The organism is Falsiroseomonas tokyonensis (assembly GCF_019024325.1).
In the GTDB taxonomy this organism is placed as follows: domain Bacteria; phylum Pseudomonadota; class Alphaproteobacteria; order Acetobacterales; family Acetobacteraceae; genus Falsiroseomonas; species Falsiroseomonas tokyonensis.
The window spans coordinates 42,790-59,683 of the sequence record NZ_JAFNJS010000007.1 but is presented as its reverse complement, the minus strand read 5'-3'; the positions used below and the strand labels follow the sequence as shown (position 1 = coordinate 59,683).

Here is a 16,894-nt window from a genome sequence, read left to right as displayed (position 1 = left end):
GGGCGCCAGGCGTGGTCAGACGCCGGACGCTTTCGAGCGCAGGCGACCACCGCACGCAATCGTGGCGTCAAGCCTGAGGCCCCTTCTCATGCTGCGCTGCAGCAGGGTTTGATTCGCACCTGTTAGCAGGGTAAGTCACAGGCTCTTCAACGCAACGGAGTGGCGCGTGCGGATTGCGATGATCGGGGCCGGTTATGTCGGCTTGGTGTCAGGCGCTTGCTTCGCCGAATTCGGCATGCAGGTTCACGTTATCGACGCCGATCCGTCCAAGATCACGGCGCTGCACGAAGGGCGGATCCCGATCTACGAGCCGGGGCTGGATGCGCTGGTGGCGGACAATGTCCGCGATGGTCGCCTGGAATTCGGCACCAGCCTGGAAGCGGCGATGGAGGGCGCGGATGCGGTCTTCCTGGCCGTCGGCACCCCCTCCCGCCGCGGCGATGGCCATGCCGACCTGTCCTATGTCTTCGCCGCCGCCGAACAGGTGGCCCGCGCCGCCAAGACGCCGATCGTGCTGGTGACCAAGTCCACCGTCCCGGTCGGCACCGGCCGCAAGATCAAGGAGATCGTCACCCGGATCCGTCCGGATCTGGAGATCTCGGTCGCCTCCAACCCGGAATTCCTGCGCGAGGGCAATGCCATCGGCGACTTCATGCGGCCGGACCGCGTGGTGGTCGGCACCGAGGACGGCCCGGTGGGCGAGAGGGCGCGGGAACTGCTGCGCCGCATCTACCGGCCGCTCTTCCTGATGGAGACGCCGATCGTCAATACCTCGCTGGAGACGGCGGAGCTGACGAAGTATGCGGCGAACGCCTTCCTGGCGATGAAGATCTCCTTCATCAACGAGATTGCCGACCTTTGTGAGAAGGTGGGCGCGGATGTTCATGACGTGGCGCGCGGCGTCGGCCTCGATGGCCGCATCGGCCGCAAGTTCCTGCACCCCGGCCCGGGCTATGGCGGGTCCTGCTTCCCCAAGGACACGCTGGCGGTGGCGCGCACGGCACGGGATTTCGAAAGCCCGCTGACGCTGATCGAGACCACCATCGCCGTCAACGACGCCCGCAAGGGCCAGATGGCGGACCGCATCATCGCGGCGCTGGGCGGCAATGTCTCCGGCAAGACCATCGCCGTGCTCGGCCTGGCCTTCAAGCCGGAGACCGACGACATGCGCGATGCGCCGTCCCTGGTGGTGGTGCCGAAGCTGGTCGAGGCCGGCGCCACGGTGCGGGCCTATGACCCTGTGGCGATGGACCATGCCAAGGGCCTGCTGCCGGATGGCGTGCACTACGCCAGCGGCGCGCTGGACGCGGCGAAGGAGGCCGACGCGCTGGTGGTGCTGACCGAGTGGAACGAGTTCCGCGCCCTGTCGCCGGAAGCCTTGAAGAAGGCGATGCGCGGCCGGGTGCTGGAAGACCTGCGCAATGTCTATGACCCGCTGACGATGCGGGAGGCCGGCTTCACCTACCGGTCCATCGGCCGCCCCTGAGCCCCGATCGCCCTCCCCCTGCGAAGGGGGGAGGGTTGGGTGGCGTCGCTATTCGTCCCGCCGCGGCCGTGACAGCAGCCGGCCCATGGCCTGGCCGATGCTGAGCTCGCCCGCCAGCAACTCCGCCACCGCGGCGCAGATCGGCAGTTCCACCCCCGCCGCCGCGGCGCGCGCCACCAGGGCGGGCGCCGTCTCCACCCCCTCCGCCACCCCGGCGCGGCTGGCCAGCGCGGCCTCCAGCGGCGTGCCGCGGGCGAGCTCCATGCCGAGCGAGGTATTGCGGCTGCCCGCCCCCGTGGTGGTCAGCAGCAGGTCGCCCAGGCCCGAAAGCCCCGCCGCCGTCTCCGCCCGCCCGCCCAGCGCCACCGTCAGCCGCGACAGTTCGGCCAGCCCCCGCGTGACGAGCGCGGCCCGCGCATTCTCGCCGAGGCCCGCGCCGATCACCGCGCCGGCGGCGATGGCGATCACGTTCTTGGCCGCGCCGCCCACCTGCACGCCCATCGGGTCGTCGCCGCCATAGAGGCGGAAGCCGGCGGTGCCCAGCAGCTCGCCCGCCAGGCTGCGCAGCGCCGCGTCGCCGCTCGCGACCACCGCGGCGGCCGGCAGGCCGCGCGCGACCTCATGCGCGAAATTGGGGCCGGAGAGCACGGCGGCGGGCGCCTCGGGACGCAGCTGCTCCAGAATCTCGAGCGGCAGGCAAAGCGTGCCGCGCTCCACCCCCTTGGCGCAGACCACCAGCGGGCAGCCGCCCGGCGGCAGGGCGGCCACCGCCGCGCGCAGATGCTGAACCGGCACCACCACCAGGGCAAACAGCGCGCCCTCCATCGCCGCGGCCGCATCGGCGGTGACCTGGATGGCGGCGGAGAGGGGCTGGCCCGGCAGATAGCGCGCATTCTCCCGCGCCTCCGCCATGGCCGCCGCCCGCGCCGGGTCCCGCGCCCAGAGCGTGACGGCATTGCCGGCCCGCGCCGCCTGCAAGGCCAGGGCGGTGCCCCAGGCGCCGGCGCCCAGCACGGCAATGCGACGACGCGGCTGCGGCATGTTTCCCAAGCCCTATTCCGGGGTGATGCGGGTGATGGCGGCGCCGGCCCCGGCCTCCCCGCCCGCCAGGCGCGGCAGCAGCGCGGCCAGGATGGCCTCGGCACGCTCGGTAAAGCCATGCGGGGCATTGGCCACCAGCAGGCCGCAGCCATTCAGGCGGGTGGGGTCGGTGGGCTCCCGCAGCAGCAGCTCCGCCGTGACGCAATCCGGCACGACGGCGTCCTGCAGGGCGGTGTGGAAGGCGCGCACCGGCGCGCGGTGCTTTATGGGGTACCAGCAGGCGATGATGGCGGCGCGGAAGCGGTGGCGCAGCCGGGCCAGGGCGGCGGCGCAGCGTTCGAATTCGCCGGGCTTCTCAAAGGGCGGGTCGATCAGCACCAGGCCGCGGCGCTCGGGGAAGGGGGTCAGGGCCTCCACCGCTTCCCAGGCATCGCGCAGATGCACGGCCACCTGGCGGTCCCGGCTGTAGCGGGCGCGCAGCGTCGCGTGGTCCTCGGGGTGCAGTTCAGACAGCACCAGCCGGTCCTGCGGCCGCAGCAGCGCGCGGGCCAGGTCGGGGGAGCCGGGATAGATGTCGGGGAAGCCGGCGGCGCGGACCATCGCGGCGTAGTCGGCCAGCGGACCCTCGGTGATATCGGCGACGCGGCCGATGCCCTGGCGCCATTCGCCGGTGCGCTCCGCCTCGGCGGAGGCCAGCACATAGCTGCCGAGGCCCGCATGGGTATCGAGCACCCGGAAGGGCTTGTCCTTGCCGCGGAGCGCCTGCAGCAGGTCCACCAGCAGCGCGTGCTTGGCGACGTCGCAGGCATTCCCGGCGTGGAAGGCGTGGCGGTAGTTCACGCCGCAGCGGGTAGCGCCGCCCGTGGGGCGACGCAACCCGCGCCTTGTGTCAGTAGCGGGGCGCGGTCACCGCGCCGCCGACGGCGCCAACACCGCCACCGATCAACGCGCCGGTGCCGGCATTGCCGGACAGCGAGCCGACGGCGGCGCCGGTGCCGGCGCCGAGCAGGCCGCCGGAGACGGCGCGCTGGCCGGGCGTCTGGCCGCAGGCGGCGACGGCGGCGGTCAGCAACAGGGCGGCGGCGAGGCGGGGGCTCATGGTCATCGTGGCGTCCTCCTGGAGTCAGATCAGGCCGGATGAACGTGCCGACATATCCCCGGTTCCGGCGCGGCCAACTCCGCCAGCGGCCAGCGCGGCCGCGGCGCGTGGTCCAGCGGCTCCGTCAGCCCCGCGCGCAGCCGCTCGATCCCGGCCCAGGCGATCATCACCGCATTGTCCGTGCACAGCCGGATCGGCGGCGCCACCAGCGGAAGCCCGGCCTTCGCGGCGACCTCGGCCAGGGCGGCGCGGATCCCCTGGTTCGCCGCGACCCCGCCCGAGACCACCAGCGCCGTCGCCCCCGGCGCCATGGCCAAGGCATGCGCCGCGCGATTGGCGAGCGTGGCGGAGACGGCGGCCTGGAAGCCGGCGGCGAGGTCGGCGCGGCCCTGGTCGTCCAGCCCTTTGGCCACGATATTCGCCACCGCCGTCTTCAGCCCGCTGAAGGAGAAATCACAGCCCTCCCGCCCATACAGCGGCCGCGGCAGGCTGAATCGCTTCGCGTCCCCTGCGCCGGCCAGCCTTTCGAGATGCGGCCCGCCCGGCCAGGGCAGGCCCAGAAGCTTGGCGGATTTGTCAAAAGCCTCGCCCACGGCGTCGTCCAGCGTGGTGCCCAGGCGCCGGTGCCGGCCCACCCCCTCCACCAGCACGCATTGGCAATGCCCGCCCGAGAGCAGCAGCAGCAGGTAGGGAAAGGCCAAGGCGCCGCGCGCCTCCGGCGCGACGCCACCCGGATGCACCCCCGGCAGCCGCGGCGTCAGCGCATGGCCCTCCAGGTGGTTGATGGCGAGGTAGGGCAGGCCCTGGGCGATCGCGATCCCCTTGCCGAGCGTCGCCCCCACGATCAGCCCGCCGATCAGGCCCGGCCCGGCCGTCGCCGCCACCGCCGCGAGGCCGGCCGGGGTGGTGCCCGCCTGGTCCAGCACCCGGCGGACCAGCGCCGGCAGATGCGCCAGGTGCGACCGCGCCGCGATCTCCGGCACCACGCCGCCATAGGGCGTGTGCTCGGCGAGCTGGGAGAGCACGGCCTCGGCCAGGATGGTGCCATCGGCGCGCAGGATGGCGGCGGCGGTCTCGTCGCAGGAGGATTCGAGGCCCAGCACCAGATCCTCGTCACGCAGCTCCCGCATCCGAATTTTCGTCCTTTCATCGACGGCATCAATCGACGACGCCAGTTTCACGCGCGCCACTTTCAACCGCGCCTTGCGGGGCCTAATAGGCGGCATGTCCGCCGTACATCCCCCCAGGCCCTATCACGGGGCCCAGGCCCGCCAGGCAGCCAATCCCATCCGGCCGCATTTCCGCAGCCTGCCGCTGCGCGTCGGCACGCGCGGCTCGCCGCTGGCGCTGTGGCAGACGCGGCACTTCCTGTCGATCATCACCCGCTTCTGCCCGGTGCTGCGCGACGCGAAAGCCTTCGAGGAACATGCCATCGCCACCTCCGGCGATCGCATCCAAGACCGGCGGCTGGCCGATATCGGCGGCAAGGGCCTGTTCGCCAAGGAGATCCATGAGGCGCTGCTGGATGGCCGGATCGACTTCGCCGTCCACAGCCTAAAGGACCTGGAGACGGAGCTGCCGCCCGGCATCGTGCTCGCCTGCACCCTGCGGCGCGAGGATGCGCGGGATGCGCTGATCCTCGGCCCGTCCTGCGGCGCGCCGGACCCTTCCGACCCCTTCGCGGCGCTGCCCGCCGGCGCCGTGATCGGCACCGCCTCCGTCCGCCGCCAGGCGCAGATCCTGCATGCCCGGCCCGATCTGCGCATCGAGATGATCCGCGGCAATGTGCAGACCCGCCTGTCCAAGCTGCAGGCCGAGGGCGGCCCGGCGGCCACCCTTCTTGCGCTGGCCGGCCTGCGCCGGCTGGAGATGGAGGACCGCGCTTCGGTCGTGCTGGACCCGGATGCCATGGTGCCCGCCGCCGGCCAGGGGATCGTCGGCGTCACCGTCCGGGCCGACGATGTGGAGCTGCACGAGCTGCTCTCCGCCATCGAGGACCGGGAGGCCGCGGCGGTCAGCCAGGCGGAGCGCAGCCTGCTGGCCGCGCTGGACGGATCCTGCCGCACCCCGATCGGCGGCCATGCCCGGCTGCTGAGCGACGGCCGGCTGCACCTGACCGGGCTGGTGGCCCGCGCCGACGGCTCCTTCCTCCTGAAGCGCAGTGCGCTGGGCGAGGTGGCGCAGGCCGCGGCGCTGGGGCGCGAGCTCGGCGACAGCCTGCGCCGGGACAGCCCCGCCGACCTGTTTGCCTGATTGCCGGCTGACGCCTCCCGCACCGTCCTGGTGACCCGCCCGGAGCCGGGCGGGGCGGAGACGGCCGCGCGGCTCGCGGCACTCGGCTGGCAGCCGCTGCTAGCCCCGGCCCTGGTGCTGGCGCCACGCCCCGTCGCCCTGCCGCCCTGCCAGGCCGTGCTGGTGACCAGCCGCGCCGCCGCCCGCGCCCTGCCGCCGCCCCGCCCGGGCCTGGCGCTGCTGGCAGTGGGCGCGGCGACGGCCGAGGCGGCGCGGGAGGCCGGCTGGTATCAGGCCGAGGCGGCGGAGGGCACCGCCGCGGACCTTGCCCGGCTGGCAACGGCGCGGTTGAACCCCGAAGGCGGACCGCTGCTGCTGGCGGTCGGCCAGGGCTATTCGCTGGACCTGGCGGCGGATCTGCGCGCCCGCGGCTTCCGGGTGCTGCGCCGCATCGCCTATGCCGCCCGCCCCGCCACCCGCCTGCCGGATGACGTGTTGCGGAGGGTCGGCGCGGAAGGCGTCTCAAAAATCCTGTTCCACTCGCCTCGCTCGGCCGGCTGTGCCATCACTTTGTTCCGGGAGGCCGGGCATGCGGCGACGATCGCGCGGATGTCCGCGTTGGTGATCAGCCCTCGGGTTGCGGAAGCAGCCCGGCGGGCGCTTGATCCGTTGCACTGGCGCGCGCTGTGCGTGGCTGCACGGCCGACCGAGGAAGCCTTGCTGGCGCTGCTCGGCCCCGCCCCGGCGGGGCAGGGCGGCCGGCCTTTGCTATGACGCATCCTCCAGGTCCCGCGGCCTGTCCGCGAGACCTGGACCCTTTCGCTGCGCCAGGAGACCCATGAGCACCAACCCTCCCCCCTCCCTCGCCGCGCGGCTCCGCCTGGATCCCGCCGCCCTGCCGATCCTGGTCGCGGCCATCGTGCTGGTGGGCGCCGTCGCCTGGCTGCTCTCCCGCCCCCTGCCGCAGGCCTCCGGCGATCCGGCCGCCTCGGCGGAGCGGGTCCAGGCGCTGGAGGCCCGGCTGGCGTCGCTGGAGGGGCGCGCCGGGCCCGACCTGGCGCCGCTGGAGACCCGCATCGCCGCCGCCGAGCGCGCGGCGCGGGCGGCCGCGGATCGCCCCGCGGTGGACACCGCGCAATTCGCGCCGCGGGGCGCGCTGGAAGGTCTCGCGCCGCGGAGCGCGCTCGAGACTCTCGCGCCGCGGAGCGCGCTCGAGACTCTCGCCCCGCGCGCGGCGGTGGAGGCGCTGGGCCAGCGCGTCGATGGCCTGGCGCAGCGCGCCGAGGCCGCGATCCGGCAGGAGGAAGCCCGCGCCACCGCCAGCTCCGCCCGCATCGAAGGCGTGGCGCGCGAACTGGCCACCCGCCTCGGCACCGCCGAGCAGGCCCAGGCCCAGGCGGCGCAGCGCATCGGCACCGTCGAATCGCAGCTGACCTCGCGCATCGCCGCCCTGGAATCGGCGCTGGCCGAGCGCCGTGCGCAGGCGGAGGCGCAGGCTGCCCGCATCCAGGAACTGGAAGGCCAGGCGCAGCGCCTGGCCGCGCTGGAAGGCCGCGCCGGACGTCTGGCGACGCTCGACCAGCTGCGCGCGGCGCTGGAGGCCGGCCGGCCGCTCGGCGGCGCGCTGGGCACGCTGCGCGACCCGCCCGCCGCGCTGACCCGCTTCGCGGCGGCCGCGCCTCCCACCGAGGCGCAGCTGCGCCTCACCTTCGAGGACGCCGCCCGCGCCGCCCGCGCGGCCAGCGACCCGGCCCGCGAGGGCCAGGGCGTGCTGGATTCCGCCGTCTCCCGCCTCTCCAGCCTGGTCACCGTGCGCCGGGGCGAGGAAGTGCTGTGGGGCGATGCCGCGGCAGCCGAGATCGAAAAGTCCCGCCGCGCGCTGGAGGCCGGCGACCTGGAAGGCAGTCTGGCGCCGCTGCGCCGCCTGTCGCCCCCGGCGCAGGAGGCGATGCGCCCTTGGGTCGAGCAGGCGGAGGCGCTGGTCGCCGCCCGCGCCGCGCTCCGCGGCCTGGCCGCGGGCTGAGGACCGGACCATGCGCAGCGCGCTGATCTATCTCGTTCTTCTCGCCGCCGGCATCGCCGGCATCCTGTGGATCGCCCAGGTCGGCGGCGCGGTGGAAATCCGCGTGGCCGATGCCGAGGTGCTGGTCAGCCTGCCGGTGGCGCTGCTGCTGCTGGCGGTGCTGTTCCTGCTGCTGCACCTGCTGCTGGTGGCCGTCTCCGCCCTGCGGCGCCTGCCCGGCCGGATCCGCGACCGCCGCGCCGCTCGCCGCCGGGGTGAGGGTGATGCGGCGCTGACCCGCGCCTTGGTGGCCCTGGCCGCCGGCACGCCGGACGCCGCGCGCATCGAGGTGAAGCGCGCCCGCAAGGGTCTGGGCGATACGCCGCAGACCCTGCTGCTGGCCGCCGAGGCCGAGCGCCTGGCCGGCCGCGAGGAGGCCGCGACCGAGATTTTCCGCCAGCTCGCCGCCACACCGGATGCGCGCTTCCTCGGCCTGCGCGGGCTGCTGCGGCAGGCGATCCAGCGCGAGGACTGGCCCGCCGCGCAGCGCCTGGCGCGGGAGGCCGAGGCCGCCCAGCCCGGCGCCGCCTGGCTGCGCCAGGAACGGGAGACGCTGGCCCTGCGGATGCGCGACTGGCGCGAGGCGCTGACCCTCGCCCCGCCCGGCGCCGGCCAGGCCGCGCTGGCACTCGCCGCCGCGGGGCAGGAGCCGGACCCGACCCGTGCTGCGGAGCTGGAACGCCAGGGCTTCGCCGCCGATCCGGGCTTCGCCCCGGCCGCGCTGGCCCATGCCCGCCGGCTGAAGGAGAATGGCAGCCCGCGCCGGGCGCGGACCGTGCTGGAGCAGGCCTGGGCGGCGCGGCCGCATCCGGACCTGGCGCGGGACTACCTGGCCGAGGATGTGGACCCGCTGGCCCGCATGAAATCGGCGGAGACGCTGGCCAAGGGCAGCCCGCGCCATCCCGAAAGCCGGCTGTTGGTTGGCCGCGCGGCGCTGGAGGCCGGGCTGACCGGCCGGGCGCGGCAGGAGCTGGATACGCTGGTCGCCGCCAACCAGGCCGATCGCCGCGCCTTCCTGGCGCTGAGCGATTTGGAGGAGGTGGAGCATGGCGAGACGCCGGAGGGCCGCGCCGCCCAGGCCCGCTGGCTGCGCCAGGCCGCCACCGCCGCCCCCGAGCCCCGCTGGCGCTGCGCCGCCTGCGGCACGGACCACGAGGCCTGGGACCCGGTCTGCCCGAAGTGCCAGGCGGTGGGAACCATCAACTGGGCCAGCCCGCAGACCCTGCCGGCGACGGTGGGGTAGGCTTGTCGAAAAGCCCTCTCCCCCGCACTGGGGAGAGGGCTTCCAGCCTCTCAGGCGCGGCCCAGCAGCTCGCCCTGCACCGGCTCCAGCGCATCGCCCGTGGCGACCCGGCCGCCTTCCAGCACCTCCGCATAGACGCCGAGATCGGCATGGCCATAGGCCTCCCGCAACCACTTCGGCGGCTTCGCGTCGCGCTCCGCCGTGGCCGGGTTCACCTCGGTCGCGGCGCAGCGCTGGGTGCGCTTGAAGACGCGCAGCCGGGCGCCGCCCAGAAGGATCTCCCGCCCGATCCAGTCGAATTCGGCGAAAGGCGCGGCGCCGGAGAACAGGATATTCGCCCGGAAGCGCAGCGGGTCCAGCTCCATGCCGAAGCGCGCGCCGAGCGCCTGGACCGAGGCTAGCCCGACCAGGGACACCGCCTTGGCCGCGATATCGGTGAAGGCATGGCCCGGCGCCTCGGCGAAGCGCAGCGCGCCGCGCGCCTCCGGCCCGAGATAGGCGGTCATCCAGGCGGCGGCGGCGTCGCGCCCGGCCTGGCTGGAGAGGTCCGCCTGCAGCGGCGCCACGCCCTCCGCCCGCAGCAGCAGGGTGTTGCTGGCGGGATCATAGGCGGAGCGGATCGCCGCCACCCGCGCATTCGCCATCAAACACGCAAAATGGCGCTTCTGCAGCCAGACGGGCGCGGCCGGGTCGAAGGGGCTGTCGCCCTGGGCGAAGGCGAAGCGGCGGTCGTCGGGCAGGCCCTCGCCCGGGGTCAGCGCCACCTCCTCCATCGCCTCGGGTGAGAGGCCCTTGACCGGGAAGCGAAAGATCCGTTCCACCCGCATGCGAAACCCCTTGAAGCGCTGCAACCCGACTTACCACATCCAGCCCGAAGGCGATCCGCGCTGCCCGATCGGGGGCGAGGGGCGCCGCCAGTCCGCTCAGGAGAGGGACAGCAGGAATGGACATCGAGAAATTCACCGACCGCGCCCGGGGTTTCCTCCAGGCCGCGCAAACCATCGCCATTCGCGAATTCCACCAGCGCGTCACGCCCGAACACCTGTTGAAGGCGCTGCTCGATGACGAGCAGGGCGCGGCCGCGGGGCTGATCCGCGCGGCAGGCGGCGATCCGAACCTCGCCAAGCAATCGGTGGATGCGGAAATCGCCCGCCAGCCGAAGGTGCAGGGCGCCGGCGCCGGCCAGCCGCAATTTACGCCGGACATCGTGCGCGTGTTGGACGCGGCCCAGCAGGCCGCGACCAAGGCCGGCGACAGCTTCGTGGCGCAGGACCGGCTGCTGGTGGCGCTGGCCGCCAGCGAGGGCCAGGCCGGCCGCGCGCTTCGCGCCGCCAATGCCGATGCAGCGAAGCTGGAGGCCGCCATCGCGACGCTCCGCAAGGGCCGCACCGTGGACAGCCAGAACGCCGAGGACCAGTTCGACGCGCTGAAGAAATACGCGCGCGACCTGACCGCCCTGGCGCAGGAAGGCAAGCTCGACCCTGTGATCGGCCGCGACGAGGAAATCCGCCGCACCATCCAGGTCCTCGCCCGCCGCACCAAGAACAACCCCGTGCTGATCGGCGAGCCCGGCGTCGGCAAGACCGCCATCGTGGAAGGCCTGGCGCTGCGCATCGTGCGCGGCGACGTGCCGGAGGCGCTGAAGAACAAGAAGGTGATGGCGCTCGACCTCGGCAGCATGGTCGCCGGCGCGAAGTATCGCGGCGAATTCGAGGAACGGCTGAAGGGCGTGTTGAAGGAGGTCGAGGAGGCCGCCGGCGACATCGTGCTGTTCATCGACGAGATGCATACGCTGGTCGGCGCGGGCAAGGCGGATGGCGCGATGGATGCGTCCAACCTCATCAAGCCGGCGCTGGCCCGCGGCGAACTGCATTGCGTCGGCGCCACCACGCTCGATGAATACCGCAAGCATGTGGAGAAGGACGCGGCGCTCGCGCGGCGCTTCCAGCCGGTGATGGTGGGCGAGCCCAGCGTGGCGGACACCGTCTCCATCCTGCGCGGAATCAAGGAGAAGTACGAGCTGCATCACGGCGTCCGCATCACGGACGGCGCGCTGGTGGCGGCTGCCACGCTGTCCAACCGGTACATCACGGACCGTTTCCTGCCGGACAAGGCCATCGACCTGATGGACGAGGCGTCCTCGCGCCTGCGCATGCAGGTGGACAGCAAGCCGGAGGAGCTGGACGCGATCGACCGCGACCTGATGCGGCTGAAGATCGAGCGTGAGGCGCTGCGCAAGGAGAGCGACAGTGCCAGCAAGGATCGCCTGCAGAAGCTGGAGAAGGAGCTGTCTGAGCTCGAGGAGCGCTCCGGCGAGATGACCGCGCGCTGGGAGGCGGAGAAGTCGCTCGTCGTGGAAAGCCAAAAGCTGAAGGAGCAGCTGGACCACGCGCGGACGGAATTCGACCTGGCGCAGAATCGCGGCGACCTGGCGAAGGCCTCCGAGCTCCGCTTCGGCGTCATCCCGCAGTTGGAGAAGAAGCTGGCCGAGGCCGGGGATGGCGATGCGCGGCTGGTGAACGAGGCGGTGACGGAGGAGGCGATCGCCGCCGTCGTCTCCCGCTGGACCGGCATCCCGGTGGAGAAGATGCTGGAGGGCGAGCGCGCCAAGCTGCTGCAGATGGAAGACCAGCTCCGCAAGCGGGTGGTCGGCCAGGAGGAGGCGCTGGAGGCGGTGGCCAAGGCCGTGCGCCGGGCGCGTGCCGGATTGCAGGACCCGAACCGCCCGATCGGCAGCTTCCTGTTCCTCGGCCCGACCGGCGTCGGCAAGACGGAGCTGGTGAAGTCGCTGGCCGCTTTCCTGTTCGACGACGACCGCGCCATGACCCGGATCGACATGTCCGAATTCATGGAGAAGCACGCCGTCGCCCGGCTGATCGGCGCGCCGCCCGGCTATGTGGGTTACGAGGAAGGCGGCACGCTGACCGAGGCGATCCGCCGCCGGCCCTACCAGGTGATCCTGTTCGACGAGGTGGAGAAGGCGCATGACGACGTCTTCAACATCCTGCTGCAGGTGCTGGACGATGGCCGCCTGACCGATGGCCAGGGCCGCACGGTGGATTTCCGCAACTGCATCATCGTGCTGACCAGCAACCTCGGCAGCCAGGCCATCGCGGAACTGCCGGAGACCAGCGACATCGAGGCGGCGCGGCCGGCGGTGATGCGGGCGGTGCGGGAACGCTTCCGGCCGGAATTCCTGAACCGGCTGGACGAGGTGGTGCTGTTCCGCCGCCTGGCGCGCAGCGACATGGCCTCCATCGTGGACATCCAGCTGCGCGGCCTGCGGAAGCTGCTGGAGGATCGCAAGATCACGCTGGAGCTGGACGAGGCGGCGCGGGAATGGCTGGCGGAAGCCGGCTACGATCCCAGCTACGGCGCCCGCCCGCTGAAGCGCGTGATCCAGCGCAGCCTGCAGGACAAGCTGGCGGGGCTGCTGCTGGAAGGCTCGCTGCATGACGGCACGGTGGTGCGCGTCAGCGCCAGCCCGGATGGGCTGGAACTGCGGCCGCTGGCGCCTGGCGCCGCCGATCCGGCCCAGGCCGCGGCCTGAGCGGGGTCAGGGCGAGAGCGATATGCGTTCAGATGGCATCATCTGAACGCATTTCTGGTCAGCGGCGCGTCAGCAGCAGGCCCGGGCTGCGGCCGGCGATCGGCACCGGCAGGCTGCGATAGGCATCCAGCCCCCGCCCCGCCGTGCCGGCCGGCGCGGCGATGACGGTGGCGCGTTCCGCCCCATTGGACAGGCCGGCACCGCCGGAGCCGGGCGGCACCGCCGGCGGCGTGGCGCGCGGGCTGGCCGCGGCCAGCGCCACCGGCGGATGCGGCCGGCCCTGTTCCTGCGCCCAGGCGGCCATCACCCGCTCCCGATAGGGCTCCGCGCGCTCCGGCGTCTGGGAATGGTAGGCGGCGGCGGCGCGGGTCCAGTCGTTGCGGCTGGCGTTCAACTCGCCCAGGAAGCGGGCGGCGTAGCGGGCATTGGTCAGCGGGTCGAAGGCGGCCTCCAGATTGGCGAAGGCCTCCGGATGGTGGCGCAGGTTGATCTGCATGCAGCCGACATCGATGGAGCGCATGCCCTGGGCCTGCAGGGCCTGCACCCCGGCAATCGCTGCCGCCTTGGTGGCGAAGAATTGCCCACGGCCCTCGGCATTGATGGTCCAGGGCCAGGGGTGGAAGGCGCCGCTTTCCGGGTCCCGCCGGCCGGATTCGACGCGGCCGATGGCGGTCAGCAGATGCGCGGGGATGCCGGCCTCGCGTTCTGCTTGCTGGATGGCGGCGCGGCATTGCAGGCCGGCCTCGGCCCAGGCTGGGCTCCAGACGGGGCTGGCGGCGAGGAGAAGGGCGAGCAGGGTGAGGATCAGGCAGGGGCGGGTCATGCCCCCGGCAGCGCAAGCCGCGTGCCAGGACCCGCGCTAAAGGATGGGGGAGGGGGGTGCGGCCAGCGGTTCGGTGGCGGGGGCCTCGGGCACCGGCGCGGCGCTGCCGGGCGACGGGCCGGCGGGCGCTTCGCCGGCGGGCGGCGCCGGCGGCGTAGCGGGCGGGGCTTCCGGATGTGCGGCCGGCGCCGGGCCGGGGGCCGGGGCTGCGGCGGGCGCCTGGGCCGCGCCGCCCTCCGCCTCCGGCACCGTCTGGGTATAGTCGGGCACGATGCGCGCCTGGTTGCCGGCGATCACCAGCACCCTTTCCCCGATCGAGAGTGGGATATCGTCCCGCTGCGTCACCGAGGCCAGGTCGCCATTCGCCTTGCGGACGATGTATTCATAGGCGGTGGTATTGCCCGCCACCCGCTCCGTCGCCGAGCCCAGCAACCCGCCGACCAGCGCGCCGCCCACCGCGCCGATGGCGCCCGCCATGTTCCCGCCCGGCGCCTGGGAACCCACGATGCCGCCGGCCGCGCCGCCGGTGGTGGCGCCGGTGGTGCCTTCCGCCGTCACCGTCACCTGGCGGCGGCCGATGATCACGGCCTGCTCCACCCGGTTCATCTGCTGCACCGCCGCGGTCGCATAATCGTCCGGCGAATAGCTCGGGCGGCAGCCGGCGAGCGCCAGGGGGGCGAGCAGCAGCAGGGGGAGGATGCGGGGCGTGGGCATGGCCCCTGTGCATAGGCCAGCCCGCGCCCGCCTGCCACCCGCCCGCCCAGCCATCCCGATCATCACCGAAGGCCCCCTTGCCGTCCGCGCGGCCCGGCCGCACAGAATTGATCCCAGGCGACAAAGGTGGATCCTCGATGGCATCGGTGCGGCGACATCTGGCCGAGCTTTCGCGCCGCGGCCTGTTGCGGGGGGCCACCGGGCTGGCGGGGCTGGCGGCGCTGGGGCCCGCCCTCGGCCAGCGCGCCATGGCCCAGGGCGCCTGGCCCCGAAACCCCTTCACGCTGGGCGTCGCGGCCGGCGACCCCATGCCGGATGGCTTCGTCATCTGGACCCGCCTGGCGCCCGAGCCCCTGGCGCCGGATGGCGGCATGCCGCCGCTGGCGGTGGAGGTGGCCTGGCAGGTGGCGGAGGACCCCGGCTTCGCCCGCATCGTCGCCCAGGGCCAGGCGATGGCCCGGCCGGAGCTGGCGCATAGCGTGCATGTGGAGCTGGAAGGGCTGCAGCCTCAGCGGCCCTATTTCTACCGCTTCCTGCTCGGCGGCCAGTCCAGCCCCGGCGGCCAGGCCCGCACCGCCCCCGCCCCGCAGGCCGCGGCCAGCCTCCGCCTGGTGACCGCCGGCTGCCAGCACTACGAGCACGGCCTGTTCACTGCCTGGCGCCACATCGCGCAGGAGGAGGTGGACCTCGTCTTCCACTATGGCGACTTCATCTACGAATACTCGGCCCGCCCGGTCGGCGCCGTCTCCGGCGGCCGCAGCACCGTCCGCAGCCATGCGGGCGGCGAGACCTTCAGCCTGGCCGAATACCGCGCCCGCCATGCGCAATACCGGCTGGACCCGGACCTGGCGGCGGCCAGCGCCGCCCATGCCTTCGCCGTGACCTTCGACGACCATGAGGTGGCGAACAACTGGACCGGCGGCATCGGCGGCCGCGGCGAGGCCGGCCTCGAATTCGACCTGCGCAAGGCCGCCGCCTTCCAGGCCTGGTACGAGCACATGCCGGTGCGCCGCACCGCCTGGCCGGAGGGGCCGCGCATCACCGCGCATCGCCGCCTGGCCTATGGCCGCCACGTCGCGCTGCACCTGCTGGACACGCGCGGCCATCGCGACGACCAGCCCTGTGGCGACGGCACCAAGCCGCCCTGCGCCGAGGTTTTTCGAGCTGACGCCCAGGTGCTCGGCCCGGCGCAGGAGGCCTGGCTGCTGGATGGTGCGGCGACCAGCGGCGCCACCTGGCAGGTGCTTGCGCAGCAGGTGCCGATGTTCGCCCGGGCCTTTCCCAATGGCGCCATCGCCATGGACAAGTGGGACGGCTACCCGGCCGCCCGCGCCCGGCTGCTGCACGGGCTGCGCGACCGCGGCGTGGCCAATACCGTGGTGCTGTCCGGCGATGTGCACAGCGCCTATGCCGCCACCATCGCGGCAGAGCCGGAGGGGCCGCCGCTCGCCACCGAATTCACCGCGACCTCCATCAGCAGCGACGGCGATGGCAGCGAGCAGCGGCGCGGCACGGCGGCGCTGCTGGCGGCCAATCCCCATATCGCCTTCCACAACAACCGCCGCGGCTATGCCCTGCACCAGTTCGGCGGCGATCGCTGCGCCACGGTGTTCCGCGCCGTGCCCTTCGTCAGCAGCCCCGGCGCCCCGGTAGAGGATCGGGGCCGCTTCGTGGTGGAGGCCGGCGCGCCGCTTCTGCATTCCGCCTGACCGATTTCGGCCCTAGCCTTCCGCCCAGAACACGGGAGGGGGGATTCGGCGCCATGGCTCGCATCGGCTTCATCGGCCTCGGCAATATGGGCGCGCCGATGGCGCGGAACCTGGTGAAGGCCGGGCATGCGGTGACGGTCTTCGACCTCTCGCCCGCCGCCCTGCAATCCGTGCCTGGCGCGACGCCGGCCGAGAGCGCCGCGGCCGCCGCGACCGGCGCCGCCTTCGTCTTCACCATGCTGCCCGCCGGCCCCCATGTGCGGGAGGCCTATCTGGGCGCCGGCGGCATCGCGGCGGCGAGCCCGGCGGAGGCGGTGCTGGTGGACTGCTCCACCATCGACGTGGCGACGGCGCGCGAAGTGGCGGAGGGCGGCGGCCGCGCCTTCCTGGACGCGCCGGTCTCCGGCGGGGTGATGGGGGCGGAGGCCGGGACGCTGACCTTCATGGTGGGCGGCGATGCCGCCGCCTTCGCTGCGGTGGAGACGCTGCTGCTGCAGATGGGCCGCGCCGCCATCCATTGCGGCGCGGCCGGGGCGGGCCAGGCGGCCAAGGCCTGCAACAACATGATGCTGGCGGCGACCATGCTGGTGACCTGCGAGGCCTTTGTGCTCGCCGAGAAGCTGGGGCTTTCGCACCAGGCGCTGTTCGATGTGGCGTCGAAGTCGTCAGGCCAGAGCTGGAGCCTGACGACCTATTGCCCGGTGCCGGGGCCGGTACCGGGGAGCCCGGCCAATCGGGATTACGTGCCGGGGTTTTCTGCGAATCTGATGCTGAAGGACCTGGGGCTGGCGCTGGGGGCGGCGCAGGCGGCGGGGGTGGAACTTCCGGTGGGGGAGACGGCCCTGGCGGTCTACCGCCGCTTCGTGGAGGCCGGGGGCGGGGCGAAGGACTTCTCGGGGGCGATCGAGACGATCAGGGATTCGGGCTGATCGCGA

15 protein-coding genes are annotated in these 16,894 nt (G+C 73.3%); 8 read left to right on the top strand and 7 right to left on the bottom strand.

The window, feature by feature from the left end; all coding sequences use genetic code 11:
* The first annotated feature begins 166 nt into the window (after positions 1 to 166).
* Positions 167 to 1,486 (top strand): UDP-glucose dehydrogenase family protein, encoded by a 1,320-nt coding sequence (locus J3S20_RS21625; RefSeq protein ID WP_216838635.1) that lies wholly within the window; start codon positions 167 to 169, stop codon positions 1,484 to 1,486.
* Between the two features lie 48 nt (positions 1,487 to 1,534).
* On the opposite strand, the gene J3S20_RS21620 is transcribed toward J3S20_RS21625, so the two are convergent.
* The 4 genes from J3S20_RS21620 to tsaD are packed head-to-tail and all read right to left on the bottom strand — an operon-like array spanning position 1,535 to position 4,756.
* Positions 1,535 to 2,527 (bottom strand): NAD(P)H-dependent glycerol-3-phosphate dehydrogenase, encoded by a 993-nt coding sequence (locus tag J3S20_RS21620; RefSeq protein ID WP_216838634.1) that lies wholly within the window; start codon positions 2,525 to 2,527, stop codon positions 1,535 to 1,537.
* Between the two features lie 12 nt (positions 2,528 to 2,539).
* Positions 2,540 to 3,367: a 23S rRNA (adenine(2030)-N(6))-methyltransferase RlmJ gene (locus J3S20_RS21615; RefSeq protein WP_216838847.1), complete on the bottom strand. Its 828-nt coding sequence runs from the start codon at positions 3,365 to 3,367 to the stop codon at positions 2,540 to 2,542.
* 49 nt (positions 3,368 to 3,416) lie between these two features.
* Positions 3,417 to 3,632, bottom strand: a complete 216-nt coding sequence (locus J3S20_RS21610; RefSeq protein WP_343215274.1) for a YMGG-like glycine zipper-containing protein — start codon at positions 3,630 to 3,632, stop codon at positions 3,417 to 3,419.
* A gap of 23 nt (positions 3,633 to 3,655) precedes the next feature.
* Complete coding sequence (tsaD, locus tag J3S20_RS21605; protein WP_216838633.1) at positions 3,656 to 4,756, bottom strand: tRNA (adenosine(37)-N6)-threonylcarbamoyltransferase complex transferase subunit TsaD; 1,101 nt, start codon at positions 4,754 to 4,756, stop codon at positions 3,656 to 3,658.
* A gap of 94 nt (positions 4,757 to 4,850) precedes the next feature.
* Between tsaD and hemC the strand changes: the two genes are divergently transcribed.
* From hemC to J3S20_RS21585, 4 genes are all read left to right on the top strand, one after another.
* Positions 4,851 to 5,879, top strand: a complete 1,029-nt coding sequence (gene hemC / locus J3S20_RS21600) for a hydroxymethylbilane synthase (protein WP_216838632.1) — start codon at positions 4,851 to 4,853, stop codon at positions 5,877 to 5,879.
* Complete coding sequence (locus J3S20_RS21595; protein WP_216838631.1) at positions 5,880 to 6,632, top strand: uroporphyrinogen-III synthase; 753 nt, start codon at positions 5,880 to 5,882, stop codon at positions 6,630 to 6,632.
* A 64-nt stretch (positions 6,633 to 6,696) separates the two neighbouring features.
* Positions 6,697 to 7,881, top strand: a complete 1,185-nt coding sequence (locus J3S20_RS21590) for a hypothetical protein (protein WP_216838630.1) — start codon at positions 6,697 to 6,699, stop codon at positions 7,879 to 7,881.
* Positions 7,882 to 7,891: 10 nt separating this feature from the next.
* On the top strand, positions 7,892 to 9,163 hold the full coding sequence (locus tag J3S20_RS21585; RefSeq protein ID WP_216838629.1) for a heme biosynthesis HemY N-terminal domain-containing protein: 1,272 nt from the start codon (positions 7,892 to 7,894) through the stop codon (positions 9,161 to 9,163).
* A 50-nt stretch (positions 9,164 to 9,213) separates the two neighbouring features.
* Here the strand turns inward: J3S20_RS21585 and J3S20_RS21580 are convergent, their stop codons facing one another.
* Positions 9,214 to 9,990, bottom strand: a complete 777-nt coding sequence (locus tag J3S20_RS21580) for an MOSC domain-containing protein (protein ID WP_216838628.1) — start codon at positions 9,988 to 9,990, stop codon at positions 9,214 to 9,216.
* 116 nt (positions 9,991 to 10,106) lie between these two features.
* On the opposite strand from J3S20_RS21580, the gene clpB reads away from it, so the two are divergent.
* Complete coding sequence (gene clpB, locus J3S20_RS21575; protein WP_216838627.1) at positions 10,107 to 12,713, top strand: ATP-dependent chaperone ClpB; 2,607 nt, start codon at positions 10,107 to 10,109, stop codon at positions 12,711 to 12,713.
* A 58-nt stretch (positions 12,714 to 12,771) separates the two neighbouring features.
* Here the strand turns inward: clpB and J3S20_RS21570 are convergent, their stop codons facing one another.
* Together J3S20_RS21570 and J3S20_RS21565 are read right to left on the bottom strand one after the other, a co-directional pair.
* Complete coding sequence (locus J3S20_RS21570; RefSeq protein WP_216838626.1) at positions 12,772 to 13,536, bottom strand: lytic transglycosylase domain-containing protein; 765 nt, start codon at positions 13,534 to 13,536, stop codon at positions 12,772 to 12,774.
* A 36-nt stretch (positions 13,537 to 13,572) separates the two neighbouring features.
* A complete protein-coding gene (locus J3S20_RS21565; RefSeq protein WP_216838625.1) occupies positions 13,573 to 14,250 on the bottom strand; it encodes a hypothetical protein in 678 nt (225 codons plus the stop codon).
* Positions 14,251 to 14,387: 137 nt separating this feature from the next.
* Between J3S20_RS21565 and J3S20_RS21560 the strand changes: the two genes are divergently transcribed.
* Together J3S20_RS21560 and mmsB are read left to right on the top strand one after the other, a co-directional pair.
* Complete coding sequence (locus J3S20_RS21560) at positions 14,388 to 15,959, top strand: alkaline phosphatase D family protein (RefSeq protein ID WP_216838624.1); 1,572 nt, start codon at positions 14,388 to 14,390, stop codon at positions 15,957 to 15,959.
* Between the two features lie 53 nt (positions 15,960 to 16,012).
* Positions 16,013 to 16,888 (top strand): 3-hydroxyisobutyrate dehydrogenase, encoded by an 876-nt coding sequence (gene mmsB, locus J3S20_RS21555; protein WP_216838623.1) that lies wholly within the window; start codon positions 16,013 to 16,015, stop codon positions 16,886 to 16,888.
* Positions 16,889 to 16,894 lie beyond the last annotated feature (6 nt).

Excerpts from the sequence above, each read along its gene's own strand:
- J3S20_RS21620 (WP_216838634.1), bottom strand. The coding sequence starts at position 2,527 with ATGCCGCAGCCGCGTCGTCGCATTGCCGTGCTGGGCGCCGGCGCCTGG.
- J3S20_RS21610 (WP_343215274.1), bottom strand. The coding sequence starts at position 3,632 with ATGACCATGAGCCCCCGCCTCGCCGCCGCCCTGTTGCTGACCGCCGCC.
- tsaD (WP_216838633.1), bottom strand. The coding sequence starts at position 4,756 with ATGCGGGAGCTGCGTGACGAGGATCTGGTGCTGGGCCTCGAATCCTCC.
- hemC (WP_216838632.1), top strand. The coding sequence starts at position 4,851 with ATGTCCGCCGTACATCCCCCCAGGCCCTATCACGGGGCCCAGGCCCGC.
- J3S20_RS21590 (WP_216838630.1), top strand. The coding sequence starts at position 6,697 with ATGAGCACCAACCCTCCCCCCTCCCTCGCCGCGCGGCTCCGCCTGGAT.
- J3S20_RS21585 (WP_216838629.1), top strand. The coding sequence starts at position 7,892 with ATGCGCAGCGCGCTGATCTATCTCGTTCTTCTCGCCGCCGGCATCGCC.
- J3S20_RS21580 (WP_216838628.1), bottom strand. The coding sequence starts at position 9,990 with ATGCGGGTGGAACGGATCTTTCGCTTCCCGGTCAAGGGCCTCTCACCC.
- clpB (WP_216838627.1), top strand. The coding sequence starts at position 10,107 with ATGGACATCGAGAAATTCACCGACCGCGCCCGGGGTTTCCTCCAGGCC.
- J3S20_RS21570 (WP_216838626.1), bottom strand. The coding sequence starts at position 13,536 with ATGACCCGCCCCTGCCTGATCCTCACCCTGCTCGCCCTTCTCCTCGCC.
- J3S20_RS21565 (WP_216838625.1), bottom strand. The coding sequence starts at position 14,250 with ATGCCCACGCCCCGCATCCTCCCCCTGCTGCTGCTCGCCCCCCTGGCG.
- J3S20_RS21560 (WP_216838624.1), top strand. The coding sequence starts at position 14,388 with ATGGCATCGGTGCGGCGACATCTGGCCGAGCTTTCGCGCCGCGGCCTG.
- mmsB (WP_216838623.1), top strand. The coding sequence starts at position 16,013 with ATGGCTCGCATCGGCTTCATCGGCCTCGGCAATATGGGCGCGCCGATG.